The organism is Mediterraneibacter hominis (genome assembly GCF_014287475.1).
Lineage (GTDB): Bacteria > Bacillota > Clostridia > Lachnospirales > Lachnospiraceae > Mediterraneibacter > Mediterraneibacter hominis.
Genome location: NZ_JACOPF010000001.1, coordinates 508,629 through 535,354, shown reverse-complemented (window position 1 = coordinate 535,354; position 26,726 = coordinate 508,629). Strand labels below are relative to the sequence as shown.

Here is a 26,726-nt window from a genome sequence, read left to right as displayed (position 1 = left end):
TCCATTCTTAATTTTTTGTGAAGAATGCTAAGATCGCTTCTGCCGTCTTGATTCCATCCATTGCCGCGGATGTAATGCCTCCGGCATATCCAGCCCCCTCTCCGCATGGATAAATCCATGGAATACTGCCTGTAAAATTTTCATTTCTTACAATACGTATCGGAGAAGAGGTACGACTCTCTACACCGGATATAAGAGCATCCGCATCGGCGAATCTATGGATTCTTTTGTCCATTTTTTGTATTCCCTGTTCGAGAGACAGGGCAAGTACAGGTGGAAAAATCTGCCGGACATTCGCAAGACTATACGCACCCTTGATATTGGGGCGGCATACTCCAAAGGTGGTACTTACGCGGTCAAATTTAAAATCCTCCAGTCTTTGAACCGGTACTTTTCCCCTGCCTGCATTCCAAGCATTCTTTTCTAATGTACGCTGAAACTCAATGCCTGCCAAAGGATGGGAACTTTTAAAATCCTCCGGTGTCACAGTTACAATGACAGCGCTGTTTGCATTCTCCCCTGAACGTCCATGGTAACTCATTCCATTGACGGCCAGGTATCCCTCCTCAGAGGAGGCGTTGACTACATAACCACCCGGACACATACAAAAGGTATAGACACCGCGTCCATTCTCCAATTTTTCCGCCAGTTTATAGGAAGCCGCAGGAAGTCTTTTTCTGTCCTCCCTGCCATACTGTGATTTGTCAATCCATCTTTGAGGATGCTCGATACGTACCCCTACTGCAAACGCTTTCGCCTCCATAGAAAGCTGATGCTCATAAAGCATGGAAAATGTATCTCTGGCACTGTGTCCCAACGCCAAAACAAGTACATCCGTATCTATCCACTCCTTATGATTTATCTGAATCCGCTTTTGCTTTTCGTCAATCTCTGTCAGTTGATGGTGAAACAGCACTTCGCCTCCTAATGCGATGATTTCCTTTCGCATATTTTGTATGACCTCTGCAAGTATATCTGTGCCGATGTGCGGTTTTTGCTCGTATAGAATCTCTGCCGGCGCACCAAACTTTACAAAGGTTTCCAGGACATAGCGGTTTCTGCCGGAAGCATCTTTTACAAGTGTATTTAATTTTCCATCTGAAAAGGTACCCGCGCCCCCTTCTCCAAACTGCACATTACAATTTGGATTTAAAATGCCGTTTTTCCAGAAACGTTCCACCTCTGCTTTTCGTTCTTCTATACTGCCTCCTCTTTCGATTACAAGAGGCGCAGCCCCTGCCTGTGCCAGCAGATAAGCGCAAAATAACCCCGCAGGGCCGCTGCCGGTCACGACGGGGCGGGAAGAAAACGGGATGCTTCCTTTTGTAGGAAGGGCATATTTTACATCGGCAACTCTTTGTACCCTTCCTTTCATTCTCCGCAGGAGCAGTTCTTCTCTTTTGACAGAGAAATCCACTGTGTATACAAAGAAAAGCTCTGGTTTCTTTCGCGCGTCCAGAGATTTTTTTCGAATTGTAAAATCGATAAGCTCATCGGGAGCAATGGAGAGTACCCGGAGCAGTTTGTCCTGAATATCTTTAAGACAGTGGTTTTCCTTTACTTTTAGCTGATTGATTCTAAGCACCTTTCGAAGCCTCCCTTCCTGCAATATGCCCGCTTGACCAGCAGAATTGAAGATTATATCCTCCTGTGGCACCGTCTACATCCAGAAGCTCCCCTGTAAAGTACAGGCCTGGCACATACAGGGATTCCAGCGTATCAGGGTTTACCTCCCTTGTATCCACGCCGCCTGCGCACACTTGCGCCTGTTCAAATCCATTCGTCTTTGTAACAGTCACAGTAAAATTTAAAATCAGGTTTACAAATAGCTCTATATCCTCTGTTGTCCACTGACCTACCTGTTTTGTACGGGAGATACCACTTAGCTTCACCCAAAGCTCTGCCAGCTTTTTATGAAACAATCCAATAAAGAATTGCTCTGTCGTCTTTGCAGGACGCATGGAAATACGCGCTTTTAAAAAGGTTGTAAACATCTCCTGTGAAAAATCCGGCATAAAATTTAATACTGCTTTTACCTCCTGTCCCCGATACAGTGCATCAGAGGCATAGCGACTGATCTGAAATACCGGAATACCGGAGATACCATAATTGGTAAACTGGATCTCCCCAGTTTCCTGTGCCACACAAGTTCCATTTTCATAGAGACTTACTTTTCCCTGTGCCCTGACACCAGAGAGGCTTTTAAAAAAGGGCTCTTTACAGTGCAGCTGCACCAGGGCCGGAAGAACCGGTACAATACGGTGTCCAAGCTTTTTCGCCAGTGTATAGCCAGAACCGTCGGAACCAGTGAAGGGCGCAGCTTTGGAACCGGCTGCCAGAATCACTCTGTCTGCAAAAAGCTTCCCTTTTGTTGTCTGAATTTGGAACTGCTTTTTCCCGGGCAGAATATCCAGACATTTTGTCTCTGTCAAAATGTCTACATGCAGTCTTTCTAATTCCATCCGAAATGCTTCTAAAACTGCGCTGGCCTGATTGGAATTCGGATAGAGATACCCATTCCGATTTCTGGAATACACGCCCAACTTAAGAAAGAAGGAGCTCGCATCCTGCGCATTGAACTTTTCTATGATATGCCAGGGAAACGCTATATTTTCCGAATGATAATAGATTGGCTCTTGATCTAAATTTGTAAAATTACATCTGCCATTTCCTGTAGACAAAAGCTTCTTTCCAATTCGTTCCTTCTGCTCGATCAGTAAAATTTGCGCTCCTTGTGCGGCTGCTGCTACCGCCGCCATCATTCCAGATGCTCCGCCTCCGATCACTGCGATTTTCATATGATTTCTCCTTCTTTTTTATTCAAGCAGAGACCTCCCGCATCTATCAATGCCTGCACAGACTTTAGTATCCCCAGTTTTGCATGGTACCAGGTAAGTCCTCCCTGGAAATATACTGCATAAGGAGGTTTAATAGGGCCGTCTGCACTCAGCTCGATAGAAGACCCTTGTACAAATGCCCCCGACGCCATAATCACATCACTATCGTATCCTGGCATTGCCCAGGGCTCCGGACTTACATAACTATCCACCGGAGCTGCCGCCTGAATCCCTTTGCAGAAGGCAATGACTCTTTCCGGCGTACCAAGCTCTACTGCCTGGATAATGTCATGTCGGGACTCCCGACTGTCTGGTACGACAGGAAATCCTAATTTTTCATAAATATTCGCTGCAAATACTGCCCCTTTGAGAGCGCTGCAGGTCACTGTAGGAGCCAGAAAAAAGCCTTGGAAAAAGGCGTTCATCACTCCGAGAGTCGCGCCCACTTCTTTTCCCAGACCTGGTGAGGTCAGACGGTAAGCACAGTTTTCGATCAAGCTTTCTTTTCCTGCGATATAGCCGCCGATTGGCGCAAGTCCCCCGCCTGGATTTTTTATCAGAGAGCCTACGATCATGTCTGCGCCCACATCACTTGGCTCTGTACGTTCTACAAATTCTCCGTAACAGTTGTCTACCATACAGATGACATCTGGACGCCGTTCTTTGATAAAGGAGATCAATTCCCCAATCTGCTCCACGGAATAGCTGGGGCGTGTCTGGTAGCCTTTTGAACGCTGGATGGTTACGAGCTTCGTATGTGTATTCAATGCTTTTTCAATTGCAGGATAATCAAAATATCCGTTTTCTAAAAGCTCTACCTGCCGGTATGTGATGCCATATTCTGCGAGCGAACCTTTGGACGGACGAATCCCGATCACCTCTTCTAATGTGTCATAAGGCTTCCCCGCTGGGGACAGCAATTCATCACCGGGACGCAAGCTTGCCGCCAGCGCAATTGCAAGGGCATGGGTACCGCAAGTAATCTGCGGACGCACCAGAGCTGCTTCTGTATGGAAGGTACTGGCATAGACAGCCTCCAATGTATCTCTGCCTATGTCATTGTAGCCATAACCGCTTGTATGGTTAAAGCAGGCTTCACTTACTTTGTTTTCCTGCATCGCATACAGTACTTTCAATTGATTGTATTCCGCAGTCCGGTCGAATTCGCGGAAGCGGGGTTCTAAACTTTTTTCTATTATTTCTCCAAATTCCCATACCTCTCTGGAGATACCAAGCTTTTTGTATATTGTTTCCATCTCTGTCATTTTTCTTTCATTCCTTTTTGCCCAATTGTATTTTTTTCTCTTTTAAAATGAAAAGCATTTTTTCCAGAATCGCCGCTTCATCCCCTGCAAAATCCTGTCTGTTAAGCCAGATAACGTCCCGTTCCCTTTTAAACCATGTAATCTGCCGCTTCGCAAAATGACGTGTGTCCCGTTTGATAATGTACACTGCTTCCTCAAGGGAAAGCCTGCCGTCCAGAAAGGCAAGCAGTTCCTTATACCCTAATCCCTGCATAGAAACCATCTTTTCATACATTCCCATCGCTTTTAATTTTCTGACCTCATCTAAAAGCCCTTCTTCCATCATCTTATCTACCCGTCTGTCAATGCGTTCATAAAGCTGCCGGCGTTCATCGTTTAACACAAAATAGGCCGAAAGATAAGGAGAACATTTTGCGCGTTCACGTGCATTATGCTCCGATATTTTTTGGCCGGTCAGATGATAGTATTCCAATGCGCGGATAATACGCTTTGTATTGTTTGGATGAATTTCCTCTGCCGCTTTTTCGTCGAGCTTATACAACATACTGTGCAGCCAGGCGCTTCCTTTCTCTTGGGCCTGCCTTTCAAGCGCTTTTCTGTATGTCCTGTCACCCTGCTCTTTGGAAAAATCAATATCATAGAGCAGCGCTTGGATATAAAATCCGGTTCCGCCTACAATAATCGGAATTTTCCCTTTCTCATAAATCACATCCATTGCATGCTTTGCCATATTTTGAAAAGCCACTACATTAAACTCTTCATCTGGTTCCAGCACATCAATGAGATGATGTGGAATCCCTTCCATCTCCTCCGGCTTAATTTTTGCCGAACCAATATCCATATGGCGGTATACCTGCATAGAGTCTGCGGATATAATCTCACCGCCTATGCATTTTGCAAGCCTTATAGAGATTTGTGTCTTTCCCACCGCTGTCGGGCCAGTCAGTATAATCAATGGTTTCTTTGTACACATATTTCTGCGTCCTATACGATTCTTTTAAATTTCTTTTCTAGTTCCCGCCGGGACATTGCGATAATTGTCGGCCTCCCATGCGGGCAATGATACGGATTGTCCAATGTCAGAAGTTCTCCTATCAACGTATCCATTTCTTGTGCAGAAAGCCGGTTGTTTCCCTTCACTGCCGCCTTGCACGACATAGATGCTACCTTTTCATCGATCAAATCTGGCGTCATCTCTGTCTTAAGCCCGTCCGCCAGGTCATCTAACATTTCCAGCAGCAGTTCTTTTTTTGCAATGCCAAACAAATTGTCCGGCACAGCACGTACAGCATATTCCTCACCGCCAAAAGGCTCTATCTCAAATCCAATCCTTTGAAAGCGCTCTATATTTTCTTTCAGCAATGCTTCCTCTTGCATAGAAAGGCTTAAAATAATCGGTGGACTCAAATACTGGGACGTAAATTCTCTGTCCTTCATATTTTTTAAAGTCCTTTCATAGAGAACTCTTTCATGCGCGGCATGCTGGTCAATGATATACAAATTATCCTGAAATTCTACCAGCCAGTAAGTGTCAAACACCTGTCCGATCAATGTATATTCTGCTTTTATCTCCCGTTTTAAAAGATTTTCTTCAAATAGATCCAACTGCTGCGGTTTTATCGCAGACAGCGGTTTTTGTTCTCCGGAAGAAGCTTCCGCGTCTGTATGATAATCACCGCATTCCCGCACCGTCTGCAGCTCTTTCTCTTTCGCCTGTCTGACAGACTCCATAATCCGTTCTTTTTGTACATCTGGATTGAGAAGCGCTTCTCTTCCAGATATTTCTGCACTGGAGGAACGCTGATGATACGCGGTCACCCGTTCCTTCATCTTACGGATAAAATAGTCTTCGTCCAGGACAGGAGGAGTCTTTGTCTCTTCAGAAATGGGCTCTTTCTTCTCTTGAACTGTCTGTGGCCGCAACAAAAACGGACTTTCTGATACCGGCGTCTTCGAAAGCGCAACCTTTTGAATCAACTCTGGTTCCAGAAGCTTTCTGTGAACCCCTTCAAATACAGCGCTGTAGACCTCTTGCTGCTTCTGAAAGCGCAGCTCCATCTTTGTGGGGTGCACATTTACATCTACTTCCTCTCCGTTTACATGAAAATGAAGCACTACAAATGGAAATTTATGCTGCATGACAAAATCTTTGTACGCATCCTCCACCGACTTAGATATCATGGAGCTCTTTACATACCTGCCGTTTACAAAAAAGTTTTCAAAATTCCGGTTTCCTCTTGTAATTACAGGTTTTCCAAGATAGCCTGTGATGTGGATACCTCCTTTTTCAAAATCTATGTCCAGAAGATTCGCGGCAACGTCTCTGCCGTAAATCTGGTAAATCACATCTTTTAATTTTCCGTTTCCGGACGTTCTCAATTTTTCCTGTCCGTTGTTGATAAACTGAAAACAAACCTCTGGATGGGAAAGCGCCAGATGCATGAGAAGATCTTGAATATGCCCTGCTTCTGTCATAGGAGTCTTTAAAAATTTTCTTCTCGCCGGCACATTATAGAACAGCTGGCGGATAAGAAATGTCGTTCCGTTCGGCGCGCCGGTATCCTCCAGCAGCTTTTCCTGCCCTCCCTCAATTACATAGCGTGTTCCATTCATTTCTTCTTTTGTCTTTGTAATCAGTTCTGTCTGGGTTACCGCGGCAATACTGGAAAGCGCCTCGCCGCGGAATCCTAAGGAAGAAATGTATGCAAGATCCTCCACATTTTGAATTTTGCTTGTAGAGTGACGCAAAAACGCATTTCTGACATCTGCGCGCTCAATTCCGCTTCCATTATCTGTGATACGTATAAAGGAAATCCCGCCGTCTTTGATTTCTATTGTAACCAGAGACGCTCCGGCATCGATCGCGTTTTCCACCAGCTCCTTTACAATGGAAGCAGGCCTTTCTATGACTTCGCCAGCGGCAATTTTATCAATTGTAATCTGATTTAATATCTGTATATGCGGCATAGGCATTCCTCCTGTTCCTTCAAAAAGCATTACCAGCGGTTCTTTAGTTTATTCTGAAGACGGTAAATCGTATTGAGCGCGTCGATAGGTGTCAGATTGCCGACATCTATATGCTTGAGTTCCTCAATTACATCGTCATCCTTTACCGTATCGAAAAGAGACATTTGCGCGATGTCTACTTCATCATATTTTTTCACCCGCGTTTTTTTCTTCGAAGCGTGCTCCTTTGCAGCTATCTCGCTGACCCGCGTAGTAATATCCTCATCGCTCAATTCCTCGACAATCTCTTTGGCTCTGTCGATTACCAAATCTGGAACTCCCGCAAGCTTTGCCACCTGGATTCCGTAACTTTTATCGGCTCCGCCTTTGACAATCTTGCGCAGGAACACAATATCGTCGCCCTTTTCCTTGACAGCAATGCAGTAGTTATGTACATTTTCTATTTTTCCTTCCAGCTCTGTTAATTCATGGTAATGTGTCGCAAAGAGTGTCTTTGCTCCCAGCAGCCTGGTGTCGCTGATATATTCAATCACTGCCCAAGCGATGGAAAGTCCGTCAAATGTGCTGGTTCCCCGTCCGATTTCATCCAGAATTAAAAGACTTTTGCTTGTCGCATTGCGTAAGATGTTCGCCACTTCTGTCATTTCCACCATAAACGTACTCTGGCCACTCGCCAGATCGTCAGAGGCTCCCACACGCGTAAAGATTCTGTCCACCAGACCGATATTTGCTTTGGAGGCAGGGACGAACGATCCGATCTGCGCCATCAAAACGATCAGTGCTGCCTGCCGCATATAGGTTGATTTTCCCGCCATGTTCGGCCCTGTGATAATAGAAATCCGCTGTTTCTTATCATCCAAATAGGTGTCATTGGAGATAAACATATCATTTGGAATCATTCTCTCCACTACAGGATGCCTTCCGTCCTGGATGTCAATGACGCCTTTTTCATTGATATTCGGACGGACATACTGATTGCGTTCCGCCACCAGGGCGAGAGAGGCAAATACGTCCAGAGCCGCCACCGCCTTCGCTGTTTTCTGGATTCTCTCCACTTCTGCTGCTATCGTATCTCTTACGGTACAGTACAGCTCATATTCTAATGCATACAGCTTATCTTCCGCCCCTAGAATCGTGTCTTCTAATTCTTTCAGCTCTGGCGTAATATAACGCTCTGCATTGGCAAGCGTCTGTTTTCTTGTATAATACTCCGGTACAAGATCTTTATAGGAATTTGTAACCTCCAGATAATAACCGAATACTTTGTTGTAGCGGATCCGCAGATTTTTAATGCCTGTCTTTTCACGTTCCTTATTTTCCAATTTTGCAAGCCAGTCTTTTCCGTCCGACTTTGCTCTCCTTAGACTGTCTACCTCCCCGCTGTAACCATCCTTAATAATTCCACCCTCTTTCATCGCAATAGGCGGTTCCTCTGTGATAGCAGAACCGATAAGGGAGCATAAATCCTCTAATGTATCTAAATCTTCGCAGATATTTACAAGAAGCGGCGCTTCCATCTCCTCTAGAATATACTTTACAGAAGGCAGCATTTCCAAGGAACTGCGAAACGCCGTCAAATCCCTTGGATTTGCTGTTCCGTATGTAATCTTTGTAATCAGTCGTTCTAAATCGTACACAGCAGACAGATATTCACGTATTTCTTCTCTTGAAATTGCCTGCTCTTTCAGTTCTTCCACTGCATTGAGCCGCCGTACAATCTCTGTCTTGTCTATTAATGGCTGTTCCATATATTTTCGCAGCGTACGCGCACCCATCGCAGTCTTTGTCTTATCCAGCACCCATAGAAGGGAACCTCTTTTCTGTTTTTCCCTAAGAGTCTCGCAAAGCTCTAAATTCCGCCTTGTAGAGCTGTCAAGCATCATAAATTTTCCTGTCACGTAAGGGGTGATATGGGTCAGATGGGACAGAGTGTTTTTCTGTGTTTCCAGGAGATATTGAAGCAACGCCCCTGCACTGATGATTCCACAGTCATAATCCATAAGCCCCAGTCCTGCAAAAGAAGATACTTTAAAATGTTCCAAAAGCTTCTTCTTACAGATAGCATCATCAAAGTACCAGGAATCCAAAGCATATATCGTAATCCCAAGCCTTTGGCGCAAATCTTCCAAATCCATGCCACTCATATAAAAGGACTCATTGCAGATAATTTCAGAGGGCATAAATTTACATATTTCATCCAGAAGCTTCCCACTGTCCGGCAGCTCTGTCACAAAGTAATCACCGGTTGAAATATCGGCGATAGATAATCCATACCGGTCTGCTATATATACGATGCACATGATATAGTTGTTTTTTGTTTCATCCAACGCCTGTGTATCAAGATTTGTGCCAGGTGTGACGATACGAACGACTTCTCGCTTCACAATTCCTTTTGCCTGCTTAGGATCTTCTACCTGTTCACAGATTGCAACCTTGTATCCCTTGGATACTAATTTATTCAAATACCCTTCCACTGCATGATAAGGGACACCGCACATGGGTGCCCTCTCTTCCTGTCCGCAGCTTTTTCCGGTCAAGGTTATCTCCAGTTCTTTTGATGCTGTCAGTGCATCCTCATAAAACATTTCATAAAAATCGCCTAATCTATAAAATAATATACAGTCTTTATATTGATTCTTAGTCTCAATATACTGTTTCATCATTGGTGTAAGTTCAGCCACAATTCTTCTCCTTTTACGTAAAGCTTAAACGTATTTTTATCATAAAAATACCGCTATTTATTATAGCATTTTTACAAAATCAGTTCAATGAACAGGTTGAAAATTTCTCTCATTTACTTATCTTATAATACATGAAAACAAGGCTTCTTTTCCCCATACAGCCAGTGCAGCAGATAACCGCTCAATAAAATGCCAAAAGCACACAATCCTGAAAAAATAATCAGAAAAGGCAGGCAGATCTGTCCCATGAATTGAAAAGGCTGGTCCGTATAATCCCACACCTGCCACCCCAGCCATTTATTTACGATAATACCGGTTATAAATTCACAGGCGCCTACAAAAATAACGCACCAGAACACCTGCTGTAAAAAAGGAGCGTCCCACCCTGTCCAGATTCCCTGCTGGGCACAAAATACAAGACAGATTCCTCCCAGGGCAAACATAGACCAGTGTGAAAATCCTCTGAAAAGCATCTCAAACGTATAATAAAGGATTCCTCCAAGAGTCCATAAAAACAAATATTCGCTTAATCTTTTCACAAAAAACGTCCTCTCTATGTTCAAATCATATACATAGTTTGGACGTTTTCCTTCAAAATTATAGGTGGAAGTTCCTGCTATATAAGTTCCCCAATATAATAAAAGCCTTTGCACGCTGTGAGCTTCACTTCTTTTAACTGCCCGATTATATCAGAAGTTGCCGGAAAATGCACAAGTAGATTGTTACTTAAACGACCTGTCATAAGAGAAGGATCCTGTTCATTGACAGCTTCTACAAGAACACTCTGTACACTTCCCTCATGTACGGAACATACTTCCTCCGCGATCCTCTGTACCTCGGTTAACAGACGGTGAAAGCGTTTCTTTACAATTTCCTCTGGAACCTGCTCTTCCATTACTGCCGCAGGCGTACCGGTACGTTTGGAATAAATAAAGGTAAATGCACTGTCATAACGTACTTTCCGGACGACATCTAAAGTCTCTTCAAAGTCCTCCTCCGTCTCTCCGGGAAATCCCACAATAATATCGGTTGTAAGAGATAGATCTGGAATGGCTGTCTTTAATTTTTCCACCAGGCTTAAATATTGTTCCTTTGTATACTTCCGGTTCATCTGCTTTAAAATCCGGCTGCTTCCAGACTGAACAGGGAGATGTAAGTGGCGGCAGATTTTTTTAGACTGTGCCATAACCTCTATCAATTCATCGGACAGATCTTTCGGGTGGGAGGTCATAAACCGGATCCGTTTCAAATCGTCAATGTTTTCAATTTCCTTCAATAGCTGGGCAAATGTAATGGGATTATCTAATGTCTTTCCATAGGAATTGACATTTTGTCCCAGAAGCATCACTTCCACTACTCCATCTGCGACAAGCCTTTTGATTTCCTCTATAATCGCCTCAGGCTCGCGGCTCCGTTCTCTGCCTCTTACATAAGGTACAATACAATAGCTACAGAAATTATTACATCCGAACATAATATTGACGCCGGATTTAAACGGAAACTTTCGTTCACTGGGAAGATTTTCTACAATCTTGTCCGTATCTTTCCAAATATCGATTACCATGCGGCTTGATTCCAGTCTTGTTGCAGCCAGCTCCGCAAATTTAAAAATATTGTGCGTGCCAAAGATCAAGTCTACAAAACGGTAGCTCTTTTTTAATTTTTCTACTACCTCCGGTTCCTGCATCATACAGCCACATAATCCAATCAGCATATATGGGTTCGTTTTCTTTACCCTCTTAAGCTGTCCGAGACGCCCATACACCCTTTGGTTAGCGTTCTCCCTCACTGTACATGTATTGAAGATAACAAAATCTGCTTTTTCTTCTTCCGGCTCTTCTATATATCCGATCTGCTCCAGTATACCAGTCAGTTTTTCAGAATCTCTGGCGTTCATCTGACAACCAAAGGTAGTTACGCAGAAGGTAAGTTTGCGCCCTGCTTCTTCTTCCTGTTTTTTTAATATTGCTCTCGCCTTCGCGATAAAATAATACTGTCTTTCCGGCTCAACCTCCGGCGCTTCCTTTGACAAGTCTATCTTCGATAAATCTAAAATTTTCATATATGTAACACCTTAATTAAACAAATTGGTTTTTCGTATTGTCATATTCATAATCTATTTCTTTTAGTTTCTCTAAAATCATATCTTTTGAAACCTGCATGTCCTCACATAAGTCATCCAGATTTTGATAGAAATCCCGTAATTTCGTATTCACTACACTTAAAAGAATTACCGGATCGTTTGGCAGCTTTGAGAACATAATAGATTTCCTTTCTCTGTCATAATTCTTTGTACCGGCATATCCTGTTCCTGCACCGGAACTGTATCGATAAGCTGGATGGAATAAAAAAGTCCGATACTCAAAAGCTTGGGATGTGCTTTTAGATATGCATCATAAAAGCCTCCTCCATATCCTATCCGGTAGCCGTTCTTGTCACAGGCAAGACCCGGAACAAGAATGAGTCCGGCTTCACCCTCTGCCAGCCGTCCACGTCCTTTTGGCTCTAAAATTCCTTTAAAGCCTGGTTTTACATCTTCCATACTATCGATATAATAAAATTCCATCTTCCCAGGCCCTGACACCTTGGGAACCGCTACTTTTTTTCCTTCTTTAAGCGCCTGCTTTAAAATCCCTTTCGTAGACACTTCTTCCCCGTAGGAAATATAACAGTATAGTTCTTCTGTCTGACAGAATACCGGAGAGGAAAACAGTACTTTTTCTATCATCTTCCCTGCTCTTTTTCTGGAGTCTATCGGCCAGGAGGCTCTCTTTTTTAAATATGCAGCTCTAATTTGCCTCTTTGTTTCCAAATTTTTCACCTAAATTTACAATCTTTCCATCTTTTTCTTCGATATCGATATTGTTGAGCTGCGATCTTAAATTCTTACGGACAGCGGCAATATATTCCATCCGAAGAAGCTTTTGCTCTTCTGTCTCTTTAGCGTTTAGCCCTTCTGCTTTTGATTTTCGATATAATTCGTTGATCCTGCTTATCTTCTGTTCGTCCATAACTTTCCTTTCTAAAAAACAATTTTTATCATACACTATTTTGGGCGGCAGATCTACCGCTTTATTGTCTTTCTTCTTTCTCTCTAGCTAGAATAATTTTCAAGAAACGCATATAGCTCCTTCTCTGTTTCTATATGTTTCCCTGTATGAATTTCCTGTTGCACTTCCTCCGGCAGATCTGTAAGAGGAATTTCTGTAAATTCATAGATTGTTGATTTGTCGCTTAAATATACTACTATAAATCCCTGTAATTCGCAGAGATAATATCCTTCATTTTTTACTGCCTCTCCTTTTGTAGAAATACTTTTCGTCTTGGATGGCACCTCTGATTTTGCTTCTCTTAAATCCAGTGCATGCTGGTAACTCACTTGATATCCGATCCCAAGCAATACAACCAGAAATAATATTGCGGCCAAAAAACCAATACAGTACTTTGTTTTCATAAGGAACCGACTCCTTTTTTACATACAGTATTGGCTTTTTTCACAAATTTATTCAGCCGCTAACAAATGGAATTTTCTGCACAGTCTCAGTAATTTTTTCCCCTGTGGGAAACCAGCGATTTCTTTTGCTGTAAGTACACCCAATTTCAAAATTGCTACAGCGTACACAAGCACCGCAATAAAAATGGAAATACAGGTTGGAATAAACCTGCCGCCGATTATAAGGTCTAAACACAAATGCACCGCATATGTAACAGCGCCCATAATAATTGCAGCTAATAAAGGCTTTAAAAACGTAAATACAATTTCCTGATGATACCCACAGGTTTTTCGGATTGCCCTTTCATTTAAAAGACACATACAGATACCAAATACAATGTTGCTTCCTACAAGTGCATAGATTCCCATTTTGCAAACAACCAGCATAATCAGCAGCGCAGCGATATGAATGACCAGAGAAATTCCGGCATTTTTTGCAGGCACCGACATTTTATCCAGCCCCTGTAAAATGGAATTGCTTACGGTAGACCAACTGTACAGTATCACAGTAATTGCCCCTGAAGCCAGCAGAATCGCAGGAGTCTTGCTGGAATCATTATATAAAAGAACCATCAGCGGCGACGCCAACACTACAAATCCTACAAAGCATGGAATCGCAATCAGCATTGTAAAACGCATTGTCTGGCTGATTTTTTGGTGCACCAGTGATTTCTTTCTGCTCGCCAATGCTACCGTAAGGCTTGGTATCACAGATGCTGCAAGTCCGTTTGCCATTGCAAGAGGGACATTGATGAGTGTATTGTACTTTCCTGTATAGATGCCTTGCAGCGCCATATATTCTTTTTCTACATATCCCTGTGCATCCATAATAAAATTAAAAACAGTTAAATCTAGTATCTGATTAATATTATAGATTGCTGTGCTAAAAATAACAGGCGCGATTGTAATCAGAAGAATTTTCAAAATATGCCCGTAGCTTTCCTGTCGGCGCGACCGGTCTAAATGAATTTGACGCCGGATAATACGACGGTAAAGCCAGAACACAAAGATAAGAAAAAGCAACGCAATCAATGCACCTGTGATTGTTCCAAGCGTTCCGCCGGCAGCGCCATATGCCGGCCCAAGCAGTTCATTGCCCTTCTCTTTGCCTGCCTGTATTCCGATTTTAAGCAGTATACTTGCTCCTGCAATACTGACGACCGCATGGACGATCTGTTCTAATATCTGCGAAATGGCAGTGGGAACCATTGTCCCAAGTCCCTGGAAATATCCCCGCAAAACTCCGAGTATTGCCACGATAAAAAGCCCTGGAGCAAGTACCTTGAGTGCATATGCGCTCAGAGGGGATTTCATCATATGTGTGGAGATAGCATCTGCTCCAAAGAAAATAACCAGTGAAATAAACAAACCTACGATTACGGCAAAGGCGAGTGCACATAAAAAGACACGAAAGGCATTTCTTCTTTGTCTTTGTGCCATTCTTGCGGAGACAAGCTTCGATACCGCAATCGGAAGGCTAAAAGAAGACAACATCAGTGCCATGGCATAGATTTCATAGGCATATCCGTAGAAACCATTTCCTTCATTTCCCAGTATATTTGTCAGAGGGATTCGGTAAACAACCCCGATAATTTTTGTAATGACCGCAGCAGCAGCTAAAATGGCGCCCTGAACAAGGAAATCGTCTTTCCTGGACTTTTTATTCTTTTGCATATCTGCCATAACTTTCCTCCATCAGCTATCGTAAAATCTCGATTTTTTCCATAATTTCATTCTGCTTTTTTTCCATAACCGCCCGTTCGTTTTCTTCTATATGGTCATAACCGCACAAATGCAGCATACTGTGGGCAATCAAAAACGCATATTCCCTCTTCACAGAATGTCCATATGCTTCTGCCTGCGAAAGTACCTTTTCTTTTGAAATCACAATATCTCCTAAAAGCAGTTCTCCTGATTCAGGGTCAAACAAGTCCGATGTTTCCTCCCCAATACCGGAAAAATCTCCCGAACGCTCAAATTCCAGCATGGGAAAAGAAAGCACATCTGTCGATCTGTCAATCTGACGGAACATACGATTTAACTCCTGTATCGCCTCGTCCGTTGTCAAAAGAAGATTGACCTCCGCCTCATAGGGGCAGGATACCTCCTCTAATACCGCATGCACAACCAGTTTCGCGATTTCTTCTGTATCAACAGGGAGCATAAGCTGCCCTTCCTCCTCCATGTACAAGCTCATTACTTTCTCCTTTTCACTGTTTTGGGTTTACTGCTTTTCTTTTCATATTCTTCATATGCTTTCACGATTTTCTGCACAAGAGGATGACGTACCACATCCTTACTGGTCAGCGTACATACGGTAATATCCTCTATATCTTTCACAACCTTGACTGCCACGTCCAGTCCGGATACCATTTGGGCAGGCAAATCCTTTTGCGTGGAGTCTCCAGTAATCACAACTTTAGACCCGAATCCAATTCGAGTCAAGAACATTTTCATCTGTGCAGGTGTTGTATTCTGTGCTTCATCTAAGATAATAAATGCATTATCCAGCGTCCGTCCTCTCATATAGGCGAGAGGAGCGACCTCAATCAGTCCTTTTTCTGAATTCTTTATAAAGCTTTCTGCACCCATTATCTGATACAACGCATCATAAAGCGGACGCAAATATGGATCGATCTTACTTTGCAGATCTCCCGGCAGAAACCCTAATTTCTCCCCTGCCTCGATTGCAGGTCTGGTGAGAATGATCCTGCTTACTTCATTGCTTTTGAAAGCGGTAATCGCCATTGCCATTGCCAGATAGGTTTTGCCGGTTCCGGCAGGCCCCAGTCCAAAAGTAATCATTCCGTCCCGAATAGCATCTACATACCTCTTCTGCCCCAATGTCTTTGGTTTGATTGGTTTTCCCTGCAGTGTATGGCAGATAAGTTCTCTGTCAATCTCCACAATCCCAGCTTCCTGGTTCTCATATACGAGTGAAATGGCATAATCCACCTGTTGCTCTGTAATATGATTTCCACGCATCGAAAGTTCACAGAGCTGTTTAAGAACGCGTCTTACTTTCTCTGCCTGTACATTCTCTCCGACAATTTTTATTTTGCCATCTCGTATGATTAAGGTAGTATGGAAGGTTCTCTCTAGTTTTTTTGCATATGCATCAAACTGGCCAAACACATTTTTTTCGTGTTCAGCCGGTATCTCCATCATCAGTTCTGCCAGACTCATCCTGTTCAACCCTTTCAATTGTTAATATCTCTGTATCGGCCTCTTCGGTAATAGGCTGGTTTAAATAAAGTATGCCCGAAGCGGTAGCCTTAGTTTGGTCTATGTGTATTTTAACACTATTTTCCTTAATTTGAATACCTTTTTCCTCCAATTCCATGCAAAATTGGTGGAAATTTTCACTGAGCTGTTCTTTTAACTCTTTTTTTGTATACTTTTTTTCTCGAAAAGCATACGATTTTACATTTTTAGCGCCGAACGAAATGGGAAGATAAAAATTTTCTCCCATTTTTACCTGATGTTCCTCTGTAGAAATTTCAGCATGTTTATATGTATTCTTTATTGTTCCGACAGAAAAACGCCAGTCTCCAAGCTGGATATAGTACTGCGTTCTGTGCTTTTTATCATATATTTTCTCTTGATAAGAAAGCGGCATACTGTCCGAATATTCCATGACCGTATCTGCATATATATCTGCATCCGCGACATGATACTGATAGTCGATTATCTCTCCACTGTCGTCCACAACATCTACTCTGCCAGATACCAATATGTCTCCTTTTGATACAGTATCGCCGCTGTGTACCTGTGGAACGCCAGAACGTGTCACAATTTTTGTGATAACACCGTCTTCAGCAGCGATTAAGTCTTTCGCCGCTGTCTCTTTTGTTCCGGCTTCCTCTCCCAGCAGCCGATCCTCATTTTCTTTTATCTGAATTTTGAGTCGCGTGCCATCAATAGATGCAGATACCCATACGATATCATTATACTCCTTACGGATTTCTTTTACAATTTCCGGGCAATCCACTTCACTTTTTCGCATAAAAGGTGTCACTTCTCTTGAAGCTAAAAATTCTGTCAGGTTTTCATCTGTCCATTTTTCATTTCCCTCAAAATGAATGTCCCAAATAAAACCGGAATAGAGATACATAAGTGCCGCGCATATAAAGAAGCCTGCAAAAAACAATTTCCTTTTTCTGTATCTATACATAAAAAAAGGAAATCCATATCTTTCTACCACATTGATTTTCGTGTGTGTTTTTCGGATAATTGGTTTCAGCTTGTAGAATCCTTTTAAGCTTATATACATCTCATAGGCATTTTTTGCCGGAACAAGCCCCCAAATATAGATATGGTGATGCCTGCACAGATTTAAAAACCTTTCCGGAGAATACCCTTCCACACGGATTTTTAAATATCCTTTAAGACAGCGTATCAGCGTTTGAATCACGATTCTGTCCTCCTGTCTCCAAATTCGAGTGCCTCAATCCTTCCCGTTATCTTCATCTCATCATTGGTATAATACTCTATCTGCAAATGTTTTCCTGACAGCTTTATCAATCTTTCTTTTGTCTGTACACGTATCAGATTTTCTGTATATTCAAGAATTCCCCGATAATTTTCAATACATACTTCACAGGTTCCTAAAACTGTAATAACTGAAGCGCCCAATACTACATCTTTCGGCATACTTGCAGCGGATGCCAGCTTTTCCCTGATATGTTCACGATCTTGTTCTCTTCCCATAAAAATGCCACACATACGCCTTTTATAAATAGTATATGTGCGGCAGTTGTACGCTTATTCCTTCTCTTATATACGATTTTGCTTTTATCTTACTTCTCTTCTTTCAGCCTTGCATACGCCTCTTTTGTAAATCTATGATATTCCAGCCCAAATGCGTCCTCTTCTATATAATATACATACACATCTGGATTTCCGTCAGTAAACCAGACTGCCCATTCACTCTTTGTTTCTTTATCCACCGATACCTTCTTTGAAAAAGACTGAAATACTTTAAGGGCATCTTCTAATTTCTTGTCCGGTGTTGTAATTATACGAAGCAAGGCTTTTAAAAATACATTCTCAGGAATATTTTTATGGATATACTGCGTCCCTTCCGGAGGAATTTTTACACAATATCTTCCGCGTTCTTCTGTCTCTTTTATTTCTATATCTCCTAGTTTTCCCTTCATCTGGCAGCAGAACTCTTTTATTTTTAAAGGAAGCTCCACCGAATTGGTAGAGAGAAGTTCCAACAAAGACTCCTCCGGATAATAAAGCCGAAGCTCTTCCTTCCGGTACCCAATCTTTATCTCCCATTCCTTTACTGTATCGTAAATATTTCTTTCTAGATCCATATGCCCTCCTTTATACAAAAAATCATATGATTGATTATAACATAATCATCCAGAAAACATTACATCTTTCTTTTTTTATGTTTTATCCAGAGAAAACATATTCCAAAAAACAAAATTCCATATATAGTGGTAATAGGCGTTGCAAGTCCTACCAAAGTAAGATTTGTATCAGGCAGCCTGGACATCAGAATAGATACCGGAATACGGATACAAAAGGCAGAGGTAACTCCCTGTACCATGACAGGAAAGCTATTGCCACAACCATTAAAGTAACCAATGCTGCTAAACAAAACACAGGTCATAATACATTCAGGCGAAAAGCCTTTTAAGTAAGCAGCGCTTTGCACAATGACTTCTGTATCGCCGGTAAAAAAAGACGACAGAATATTTCCGCCAAAAAATCCTGCCAAAAAGATCAAGACTCCCACACTGCATCCAGTCAGTAGTGCTGTAAAAAATCCCCTGGAAGCTCTTTTTTTCTTTCCTGCTCCTATATTCTGGGCTACAAATGCAGACACACTCTGCATGATTGCGGAAGGAACCAGCATAATAAAAGAGACTATTTTTTGCGCCACTCCATATCCGGCAGAGGGAAGCAGCCCCATATGGTTTATGATGGAGTTGATAACTAAAAAAGAAATCTGAACCGTTGTTTCCTGCAGTGCAATGGGAACTCCTACCCGCAAGATAAGGGATAATTCCCGTTTGTTTACTTTAAGCTGCTTTTTGGTAAATAAAAAAGGAAGTTTTTTCCTCTTTAGCAGGATAAGAGAAATGATGACAGATACCAACTGAGCAAATACCGTTGCGATAGCAACTCCTGCCACATCCATTTTCAAAAGACCTGTTAAAAGAAGATCCCCTATGATATTTACCACACACGCGATTCCTACAAACAAAAAAGGAAGATTTGCATTCCCTACACCTCTTAAAATACTGCTAATGACATTATATGCAATAATAACTACAATACCTCCGGAACAAATTCGAAGATAGAGAACTGCTTTGTCATAAGAGGCTTCCGGCACCTGCAGGAACTGCACGATATTTCCGGCAAAGACTTCTAAAAGTATCGTTAGAACCACACCTATCCCGATAAAAAGCAGTATCGTTGTTCCTACTGTATCTCCCGCGTCTTCAGGACGCTTTTCACCAATATGCTGCCCGATAATTACAGTCGCTCCCATAGCGAGACTGGTAATAATAAAGGTGACCATCTGCATAAAAGAGCTTCCTGTTCCTACAGCAGAAATGCTGCTCGCATCCCCGAACTGTCCCACCACCAGTAAATCTACTGCTCCATATGCCGCTTGCAGAACTAACGCCCCAAATACTGGTATGGCAAAACGAATAAGAGCTTCAAATACAGAACCTTCTGTAAATGAAATCTTTTTTTCTTTAATTCTCTCCATACTTTTCTCCTCCTTTCGGCATAGTAGCATAAAGCTTCTCCAAAATATGAACGGTTTCTTCTGCTTGTTTATTTTCAACGTCTGAAAGAGCATCTGCCCATGCTGTATGTAAATCTGTAACGTGTCTTTTCACACATATTTCTCCGTCTGCCGTCAATCGGAGCAAGGTTACCCGTTTATCCTGTCTGTCTGCATATTTTTCAATCATTTGCAACTGCTCTAGTTCCTGTATCAATTTAGAAATGCTGGGAGTCGTAATATTTAACTTTTCGCTCACTTCTCCTACTCTGCATCCTCCTTGTTCCTTTGTAAGCTCATATACTGCCTCCAGAACATGAATATGGCGTGGTTTCATTCCTTTTGGCAGTTCTGGCAGTGTTTCTATAATACGTTTTGCCAGAAAACAGCTATCTAATAATTTCTTTAAATAAATAATATCCATATCTCATATCTCCTTTTATAAAGCTCTTATATAGTTACTATTAGTAATTACTAATAGTAACTATATAAAGATTCAAAAAAATTGTCAAGAGATTTCCCTCAATTTAGGAAATTCCCTGTAACAGTTCAGCCATACAGTGTGCGGGAAGCACAAAACATGCTTGCATGTTTTTGCGAGCGTACATCTGTATGAGCTTAAGCGCCCGTCAATGAGTAAAACGGTGGCGGTAGCCACGATAAGCACGCAGTGCGGTTTTACGAATGGCGCGGGCTGAACTGTTACAATCCCCCGACCTTCTTTTAAATTTTAGCTTCTTTTGTTCTACGAATTATACTCCCATTTCCTGCATTTCACATTTTATCTGTTCTTCACACGAACGCATTGCCAGGATTGTCTTTTCAAACAATTCTTCCAATTCCCACCCCAGTTGTTCTGCTCCTCTTTTTATAACATCTCTGGAACATCCTGCCGCGAAGCGTTTATCCTTGAATTTTTTCTTTACACTGGAAACCTCCATATCCATCACACTTTTTGAAGGGCGCATCAATGCTGCTGCACCAATCAGGCCTGTCAGCTCGTCTGACGCAAACAATATTTTCTCCATCTCGTGAACTGGTTCGATATCACAGCAGATTCCATATCCATGGGAACAAATAGAACGTATCATATCTTCCCCCACTCCTGCTTCTCTTAATAATTCCGGTGCTTTTTTGCAATGCTCCTCCGGATAAAGTTCAAAGTCAATGTCATGTAAAAGCCCGACGATTCCCCAGTAATCCTGCTTGTCAGTGTATCCTTGTTCAGCGGCATACCAACGCATGACCCCTTCTACTGTCAATGCATGCTGAATATGGAATGTTTCCTTGTTATATTTTCTCAATAATTCTATTGCTTCTTTCCGTGTTATCTGGTTTGTCATGCCTGTTGTTCCTTTCATTTTTATCTGCATACTGCGCACAGTGCTTATATTTTCTATCCCAAATTGCCCGACAGTATTCTCTCAATCATCTGCGACGCCTCATTTTTTGTCAGTTTCTTCTTGTCTAACTCGATATCCAGACCTTTTTGTTTTACCAGACGTTTTAAAAGAGACAACTGCTTTTCTGTAGCTGGAAAGCTGACTGTAGCAGAACATTTTAATGGTTCAGGAGCAAATACCGACGGCATCTTTTCTTCATAATAATGCGCCAAAGTCTGGTATAGCTTTGCCGTTGCAAGTGCATCGTGATAGGCGCGGTGTGCTGAATGATTCTGTATTTGATAATGTTCACATAAGGCTCCCAATCTTTTGGAGGGCATCGATGGATGAACAGCCTTGGCAATTTTCAGAGTATCTATTCCTTGATGTTCAAACATATATCCATTTTTATGTGCATGATTCCAGATAAAGTTAAAATCAAACTGTACATTGTGCCCAATTAAAATGTCTTCCTGGCAGAATTTTACAAAATCAGAAAGTACCTCTTGGCAGCTTCTCGCTCCTTCTACCATTTCCTCTCGAATTCCTGTTAGTCCGGTGATTTCTGCAGGAATACCAAATTCTGGTTTAATAAATTCTATAAATCTTTCCGCTACTTTTCCTTCCCGTACCTTTAGGGCCCCTATTTCGAGAATTTCATGTTCCTGTGGATTTAGTCCTGTCGTCTCAATATCGAAAGCAATATACGATTTTTGCATATGAGCTTCTTTTTAACTCCCTTTTCTTTTGTATTATGTTTACATTTCCTTCTTTCTTATTTTCGTATAAACTCGCTGAAATGTCAATAAAGCAACACACATTTGGAAAGAATCCTTCAATACTTTCCTTTGTCACTTCTCCCTGTCGTTTTATCAATTAGTCCATTTACTGTCTTTTCCATCATCTGCCCATATACTGAGCCACATATATTATTAAAAATTCTAAAAAAAACTGCTCCAGGAACTCCAAGAAATCCGACTGCAATCGCCATTGCCCCCAGAGAGTTAAAGACCGCCTGCCATTGGTATGTCGCTGACAAGCCTACACCAATTCCGCCTAAAATACCAATGTAGGAATAAAAGCTTTCGGGTAAAACCAAAGAAATGGCTAAAAATATGATTCCCTCTGCTATATTGCCGGGGATTCTCTTTTTTACTCTGTCTTTCAAATCAGATTGGAACGGAAGCAATACAGACATTGCTGCAATTCCCGCCCACATTCCACGCGGCAAATGGAATACCTCAAAAAAGTAAAGTATTGTAGCTACTCCTATTGTCAGTGTAAACTGCCATCTTGTCCTAGAAGAGTCAAGGCGTATCTCCTCTCGGATAGATTTTATATTTCTTTTATATTCCTTATGATGATGCCCACGGTAATAGACAACCGCGGTAACAACTGCCCCTGCCGCCAAACCGACAATACGAAGCAGATATGCCCGCCCTGAGACATCATAGCCATAGAAAAGCAAATATCCAAGAACCAGTGTAGAGTGGTTCGCCATCATTACATTATGACAGCCTAAAAAAACAAGCGCTCCTATGAATACCAGATTGATTATCAATCCGCCTGCTGGATTCAGCTCATTAGCAAGTCGTGGTCCTACCGCAAGCATACCAAAAATCAAAAATAAAATTCTGATTCCTTCCCTGGTCTGAATCCCGAAATCAGCGTATCGAAATACCATAACGCAAAGAAGGACAACTACTCCTGTTATACTGTTATCCTCTCCAAAAAGCTGGGTATAGCCAATCACAAATATCATACAAAAAGCCATTGTCAATAAAATTTTAAACAGATAAACCATGATATGATATATTCGTTCTTTCTTTTCTGATGCGTTTTTTATCAAATTCTTAGAACCAGCCTGATTCAACTGCAGCTCCTGATAAAAGGTCATATGATTGTTTTCCTCCTTCACGCTTATATCTGCCGTTATCGGGGAGGAAGTATATCATCCCTGTTTCCTTTTGTCAATTTTTCCGAGATAATTTATGTATATTTAATAATCTAGCTGTTTTGCTTCTTTCTAAAATATTTCAAAAGACGATATTCCCTTTCGAATCAATACATTTCCATCCATCGGCTGTCTCTATCCATGCTCTCTCATCATAAAACGGTACATGCTTTTCCCCAGTGATTTCACCTATTTTTTCACCATTCCCCCCCCCCATAAAATATCCATTTTTGTCGTTTTCCATAAAGAAAATTCCTTCAGACAATGCCCCATGTCCATTATCCTTTACAGGACTGAACATTTCTTTTCCGGAAGTATCAATTACAGTTAGATAATTACTTCCTTGTTCATTTTCAATTTCAAGAATCGCATAGCCGCCTGTAAATTCCGGATTATTCACGATATTATAGCTGCTCAAATCGATGACAAGATTTCCATTTTGCTCATAAAATCCGGTAACGTCTCTCTTAAAATCAAGGGATATATCTGTATTTTCACTAAAAATAAGATTGTTATGCTGCGAGAAGAAAAACTCCCTTTCCTTACTTTCCCTCAATGTATCCTGTTCTTCCTCTGCCGTACTGTCTTCATCAGCATCTCCTGAAAAATACTGAACATTTCCTTCTGCATAATCGAAAATATATGCATTTGTTACAATGCCATAATCCTGCAACGTCCATGCATAACTATGAGAAGGAACCGAAGGTTCTACTACCCATTCGCCTGATGAATCCAAAATCCCAATATATGTTCCTGTATATTCGTAATCATCAACTGAAAACTCTACAGGAAAATAGCCGTAGTACGTGTCCCTTTCTGATGGAAGAACATTGAAAAACGATGAAATTTTAGTAACTTCTTTTCCATCAAAAAAATTTTCGGCTGCCATTTTCCCATCTGTATCCATAGCCCAGATTACGTTTCCATCTGTATCTATAATTGCATTTGCATAGCCTTCCTGCCCTGCTCCTATATCAGCTAAGGCTGTCCCCTTGCAAAAATTAGATATTTTTGCACTCGAAACTTCCGTCATATCGCCGTCTTTAGATAATATAAAAAATCCGTTATCGTCTCCTCCGTTTGAGGAAGCTCATACCAATAAACCGTTCTGGATTCCGAAAGTTGTTCTTTTTCTACATCTGTAACATGCATTACATTTTCAGGGCCTATTCTACATCCTAAAACCTCCGCCGCAGATAAACCTTTCGGAATTTTAAACGTTACAGAAACCTCTCCGTCTTCCGTCACATCCACTCCCTGTATTGATTCTTCTCCGCCGGTTCCGCCAGAATTTCCTCCGCAGGCTGTCAGAAATACGGTCACCGCCGCTAAACAGTGATAGAACACAAGCTCAAATCGCTGAATTTTTAGGATGTCAGCGCGAAGTGTACCGCAGATATGAAAAAGGAACCCGTCAAATTCCAGTAGATATGCTTATACAGCTTTCCAGATTGTACAATGTAAGTATTGATTATCTTGTAGGATTAACAAATGAGAAAAAGCCATACCCAAGGAGGAAGTAAATGTTCTCTCTCCTTCCCTGGTATGACTTTTTAGTAGAATGCCCTTATCATTATTTCTGAAATATGAAATGATAAACTATATCAGCGGACTTTTCCGCATTGGAAAAAAGAGATGGGTGTCCGCCGTTTTGGAAAAGATACACAGAAGATTGAGGAAATATGGCAGCCATTTCTCTATACTCTTCTTCCAAATCGTTTCGGCAGCTTTTATCTTCTTTGCTTCCCATGAGTAAGATAGGCGTTTTTAAGTTCTTTAATGGCTTATGAAACAGCGGACGCTTTTTCTCCGCACACTTCAATAATGCTTCTGTATCAAGGTCAACTACCTTTTCCCAGTCTGCGCCCTGACACCATTCATAAAATTTTCTTGACTGTATATCTTCTTTTGCCGCTTTTCTTTCAGATAAAAGGTTAGCGTAAAAATTGGGGTTAAGAGTACGTCCGTCAAAGCTGTCTGCTATGACTGCATGGAATAAGTCAGGGCGTTCCAGAGCCGCATTAACGGCCACCCATGCCCCGCCGCTTGTTCCAATAAGACTGACCTTTCCGCATTGCAAATGTTCAGTGAGGGCAATCGTCTGCAAGGCTTCATCATACCATATATCCGGCGAAAAGCTCTCTACTCGTTCTGACTGTCCATTGCCTAAAAAATCAATCAAAATACATCTGAACTTTTCCGCATACAGCGGCATGAGAAGTTCGGACATTTTAGAGGAGGCGGTATTACCATGCAGGAAAATAAGCGGTTCGCCTTGCCCATGTTCTTCATAATAAACCGATTTCCCTTGATACTTAAAATATGCCATTATATCACCTCTCTTTTCTGATTTTGTTAATACGACAATTTAGCATTTACTTAATCATTTATTTCAAATATATTTCAAATAATTTTTTTATTTCCAAAGAACAAGTATTTCTTTGAATACATTTATATTATAAATAAATTTCCTCAAAAAGTAACTTGTCAAATCGTGAGTTCAATTTGGTTGCCCTCTATCCCAATAATACAACTTTCGTAATATCCATCTCCTGTTGTCCGTGGGCCACTCACAACCTCATATCCATCGTTTTTCATTTGTTGCGTCAAAAAATCAACCTTTTCTTTGCTTCCAACACTGAATGCCATATGGATATAGCCTGTTCTCGCTAGTGGTTTTGCTTCGTCTTCTAACTGAGGTTTGTTCATAATCTCAAGTTTTGCTCCATCTTCAAAGAAAAGAAAGTAAGAGCGAAAATTTGTTTTGGGATTATGATAGCCATCATTAGACATAGCATCCAGATATTTCACGAAAAACTCTCTGGTACTCTCTAAATCATTTACATACATCGCAATATGTTCAATTTTCATTATCCGTCTGCCTCCACAACTTCCATGTTTTCACTCCATTTTTATCTATTATACCACCCACATATTCCCCTGTCATTTTCTTTCTTACATACAAAAAAGAGGGAGGAATAACATCTGTCCACCCTCTTTCAAACATTTTACAAAATCTATTTTCTTCGCGTCATATCCTCCCAACGCAAAAATACACTTATTTATGATACAACTCTCCATAACATATGCAAGTGCGGTTTCTCTGCTTATGGAAACAATTCTGTCTCGTTTTTAATAAGCTCCTCTGCAAGGTATATTCTCTGTACCTTATGTTCCTTGTTCAATCTGTCCAGCCAATTTACTCTGATAACTTATTTTTAATTTTGTTAACTGATTATTTCCTTCTATCTTTAAATTTTCTACATTCTCTTACATCATCCGGGTCTTCATATGTTTTGTACTCTGTACAATACCATTTATAACCTTTTCTTTCAGTGGGATCGACATTTTTACATTCCTTACATTTGCACCAATAATCAATTGACATTTTCT

29 protein-coding genes are annotated in these 26,726 nt (G+C 41.5%); 1 reads left to right on the top strand and 28 read right to left on the bottom strand.

Annotated elements, in window-relative coordinates:
* Positions 1–7: 7 nt before the first annotated feature.
* The 25 genes from H8S37_RS02435 to H8S37_RS02315 form a co-directional block, all read right to left on the bottom strand.
* Positions 8–1,585, bottom strand: coding sequence for an NAD(P)/FAD-dependent oxidoreductase (locus tag H8S37_RS02435; RefSeq protein ID WP_186874459.1), 1,578 nt, complete (start codon positions 1,583–1,585; stop codon positions 8–10).
* A complete protein-coding gene (locus H8S37_RS02430; protein WP_186874458.1) occupies positions 1,578–2,798 on the bottom strand; it encodes a BaiN/RdsA family NAD(P)/FAD-dependent oxidoreductase in 1,221 nt (406 codons plus the stop codon). The genes H8S37_RS02435 and H8S37_RS02430 overlap by 8 nt, the downstream gene beginning before the upstream one ends.
* The gene (locus H8S37_RS02425) at positions 2,795–4,102 is read right to left on the bottom strand and encodes a methionine gamma-lyase family protein (protein ID WP_186874457.1); all 1,308 of its coding nucleotides are present in this window, start codon (positions 4,100–4,102) and stop codon (positions 2,795–2,797) included. Before H8S37_RS02425 ends, H8S37_RS02430 begins: the two co-directional genes overlap by 4 nt.
* A 7-nt stretch (positions 4,103–4,109) precedes the next feature.
* Complete coding sequence (gene miaA, locus H8S37_RS02420) at positions 4,110–5,075, bottom strand: tRNA (adenosine(37)-N6)-dimethylallyltransferase MiaA (protein WP_186874456.1); 966 nt, start codon at positions 5,073–5,075, stop codon at positions 4,110–4,112.
* Positions 5,076–5,086: 11 nt separating this feature from the next.
* The gene (gene mutL, locus H8S37_RS02415) at positions 5,087–7,069 is read right to left on the bottom strand and encodes a DNA mismatch repair endonuclease MutL (RefSeq protein WP_186874455.1); all 1,983 of its coding nucleotides are present in this window, start codon (positions 7,067–7,069) and stop codon (positions 5,087–5,089) included.
* A gap of 29 nt (positions 7,070–7,098) precedes the next feature.
* Positions 7,099–9,750, bottom strand: a complete 2,652-nt coding sequence (gene mutS / locus H8S37_RS02410; protein ID WP_330604814.1) for a DNA mismatch repair protein MutS — start codon at positions 9,748–9,750, stop codon at positions 7,099–7,101.
* Between the two features lie 122 nt (positions 9,751–9,872).
* Complete coding sequence (locus H8S37_RS02405; protein WP_186874454.1) at positions 9,873–10,289, bottom strand: putative ABC transporter permease; 417 nt, start codon at positions 10,287–10,289, stop codon at positions 9,873–9,875.
* Positions 10,290–10,366: 77 nt separating this feature from the next.
* Positions 10,367–11,812, bottom strand: a complete 1,446-nt coding sequence (miaB, locus tag H8S37_RS02400) for a tRNA (N6-isopentenyl adenosine(37)-C2)-methylthiotransferase MiaB (RefSeq protein WP_186874453.1) — start codon at positions 11,810–11,812, stop codon at positions 10,367–10,369.
* A 16-nt stretch (positions 11,813–11,828) separates the two neighbouring features.
* Positions 11,829–12,011 (bottom strand): DUF4250 domain-containing protein, encoded by a 183-nt coding sequence (locus tag H8S37_RS02395; protein ID WP_186874452.1) that lies wholly within the window; start codon positions 12,009–12,011, stop codon positions 11,829–11,831.
* On the bottom strand, positions 11,981–12,571 hold the full coding sequence (locus H8S37_RS02390; protein WP_330604812.1) for a 5-formyltetrahydrofolate cyclo-ligase: 591 nt from the start codon (positions 12,569–12,571) through the stop codon (positions 11,981–11,983). Before H8S37_RS02390 ends, H8S37_RS02395 begins: the two co-directional genes overlap by 31 nt.
* Positions 12,540–12,761 carry a DUF896 domain-containing protein gene (locus H8S37_RS02385; protein ID WP_186874450.1) on the bottom strand — a complete coding sequence of 74 codons (222 nt, stop codon included), beginning with the start codon at positions 12,759–12,761 and terminating at the stop codon, positions 12,540–12,542. The genes H8S37_RS02390 and H8S37_RS02385 overlap by 32 nt, the downstream gene beginning before the upstream one ends.
* An 83-nt stretch (positions 12,762–12,844) precedes the next feature.
* A complete protein-coding gene (locus tag H8S37_RS02380) occupies positions 12,845–13,204 on the bottom strand; it encodes a hypothetical protein (RefSeq protein ID WP_186874449.1) in 360 nt (119 codons plus the stop codon).
* A gap of 48 nt (positions 13,205–13,252) precedes the next feature.
* Positions 13,253–14,926, bottom strand: coding sequence for a putative polysaccharide biosynthesis protein (locus H8S37_RS02375; RefSeq protein ID WP_186874448.1), 1,674 nt, complete (start codon positions 14,924–14,926; stop codon positions 13,253–13,255).
* A gap of 16 nt (positions 14,927–14,942) precedes the next feature.
* Complete coding sequence (gene ybeY / locus H8S37_RS02370) at positions 14,943–15,440, bottom strand: rRNA maturation RNase YbeY (RefSeq protein ID WP_186874447.1); 498 nt, start codon at positions 15,438–15,440, stop codon at positions 14,943–14,945.
* On the bottom strand, positions 15,440–16,429 hold the full coding sequence (locus H8S37_RS02365; protein WP_186874446.1) for a PhoH family protein: 990 nt from the start codon (positions 16,427–16,429) through the stop codon (positions 15,440–15,442). The genes ybeY and H8S37_RS02365 overlap by 1 nt, the downstream gene beginning before the upstream one ends.
* Positions 16,392–17,657, bottom strand: a complete 1,266-nt coding sequence (locus tag H8S37_RS02360) for a sporulation protein YqfD (RefSeq protein ID WP_186874445.1) — start codon at positions 17,655–17,657, stop codon at positions 16,392–16,394. The genes H8S37_RS02365 and H8S37_RS02360 overlap by 38 nt, the downstream gene beginning before the upstream one ends.
* Complete coding sequence (locus tag H8S37_RS02355; protein WP_186874444.1) at positions 17,654–17,968, bottom strand: YabP/YqfC family sporulation protein; 315 nt, start codon at positions 17,966–17,968, stop codon at positions 17,654–17,656. The genes H8S37_RS02360 and H8S37_RS02355 overlap by 4 nt, the downstream gene beginning before the upstream one ends.
* Before the next feature lie 74 nt (positions 17,969–18,042).
* The gene (locus tag H8S37_RS02350) at positions 18,043–18,567 is read right to left on the bottom strand and encodes a DUF3877 family protein (RefSeq protein WP_186874443.1); all 525 of its coding nucleotides are present in this window, start codon (positions 18,565–18,567) and stop codon (positions 18,043–18,045) included.
* 59 nt (positions 18,568–18,626) lie between these two features.
* Positions 18,627–19,979, bottom strand: a complete 1,353-nt coding sequence (locus H8S37_RS02345; RefSeq protein ID WP_186874442.1) for an MATE family efflux transporter — start codon at positions 19,977–19,979, stop codon at positions 18,627–18,629.
* Positions 19,966–20,421 carry a MarR family winged helix-turn-helix transcriptional regulator gene (locus H8S37_RS02340; RefSeq protein WP_186874441.1) on the bottom strand — a complete coding sequence of 152 codons (456 nt, stop codon included), beginning with the start codon at positions 20,419–20,421 and terminating at the stop codon, positions 19,966–19,968. The genes H8S37_RS02345 and H8S37_RS02340 overlap by 14 nt, the downstream gene beginning before the upstream one ends.
* 328 nt (positions 20,422–20,749) lie before the next feature.
* Positions 20,750–21,340: a hydrolase gene (locus H8S37_RS02335; RefSeq protein ID WP_186875741.1), complete on the bottom strand. Its 591-nt coding sequence runs from the start codon at positions 21,338–21,340 to the stop codon at positions 20,750–20,752.
* Between the two features lie 53 nt (positions 21,341–21,393).
* Positions 21,394–22,098 (bottom strand): 3'-5' exonuclease, encoded by a 705-nt coding sequence (locus tag H8S37_RS02330; RefSeq protein WP_186874440.1) that lies wholly within the window; start codon positions 22,096–22,098, stop codon positions 21,394–21,396.
* 116 nt (positions 22,099–22,214) lie between these two features.
* Entirely contained in the window at positions 22,215–23,276 is a 1,062-nt protein-coding gene (locus H8S37_RS02325; RefSeq protein WP_186874439.1) for an FUSC family protein, read from the bottom strand.
* 139 nt (positions 23,277–23,415) lie between these two features.
* On the bottom strand, positions 23,416–24,366 hold the full coding sequence (locus H8S37_RS02320; protein ID WP_186874438.1) for a hypothetical protein: 951 nt from the start codon (positions 24,364–24,366) through the stop codon (positions 23,416–23,418).
* On the bottom strand, positions 24,363–24,680 hold the full coding sequence (locus H8S37_RS02315; protein WP_186875823.1) for a hypothetical protein: 318 nt from the start codon (positions 24,678–24,680) through the stop codon (positions 24,363–24,365). The genes H8S37_RS02320 and H8S37_RS02315 overlap by 4 nt, the downstream gene beginning before the upstream one ends.
* Here H8S37_RS02315 and H8S37_RS17600 point away from each other — a divergent pair.
* Positions 24,596–24,856 carry a helix-turn-helix domain-containing protein gene (locus H8S37_RS17600; protein WP_207723867.1) on the top strand — a complete coding sequence of 87 codons (261 nt, stop codon included), beginning with the start codon at positions 24,596–24,598 and terminating at the stop codon, positions 24,854–24,856. The genes H8S37_RS02315 and H8S37_RS17600 overlap by 85 nt on opposite strands.
* A 50-nt stretch (positions 24,857–24,906) precedes the next feature.
* On the opposite strand, the gene H8S37_RS02305 is transcribed toward H8S37_RS17600, so the two are convergent.
* The 3 genes from H8S37_RS02305 to H8S37_RS02295 form a co-directional block, all read right to left on the bottom strand.
* A complete protein-coding gene (locus H8S37_RS02305; protein ID WP_186874437.1) occupies positions 24,907–25,662 on the bottom strand; it encodes an alpha/beta fold hydrolase in 756 nt (251 codons plus the stop codon).
* Positions 25,663–25,820: 158 nt separating this feature from the next.
* Complete coding sequence (locus H8S37_RS02300; RefSeq protein WP_186874436.1) at positions 25,821–26,204, bottom strand: VOC family protein; 384 nt, start codon at positions 26,202–26,204, stop codon at positions 25,821–25,823.
* Positions 26,205–26,568: 364 nt separating this feature from the next.
* Positions 26,569–26,721 (bottom strand): hypothetical protein, encoded by a 153-nt coding sequence (locus H8S37_RS02295; RefSeq protein ID WP_186874435.1) that lies wholly within the window; start codon positions 26,719–26,721, stop codon positions 26,569–26,571.
* Between the last annotated feature and the right edge of the window lie 5 nt (positions 26,722–26,726).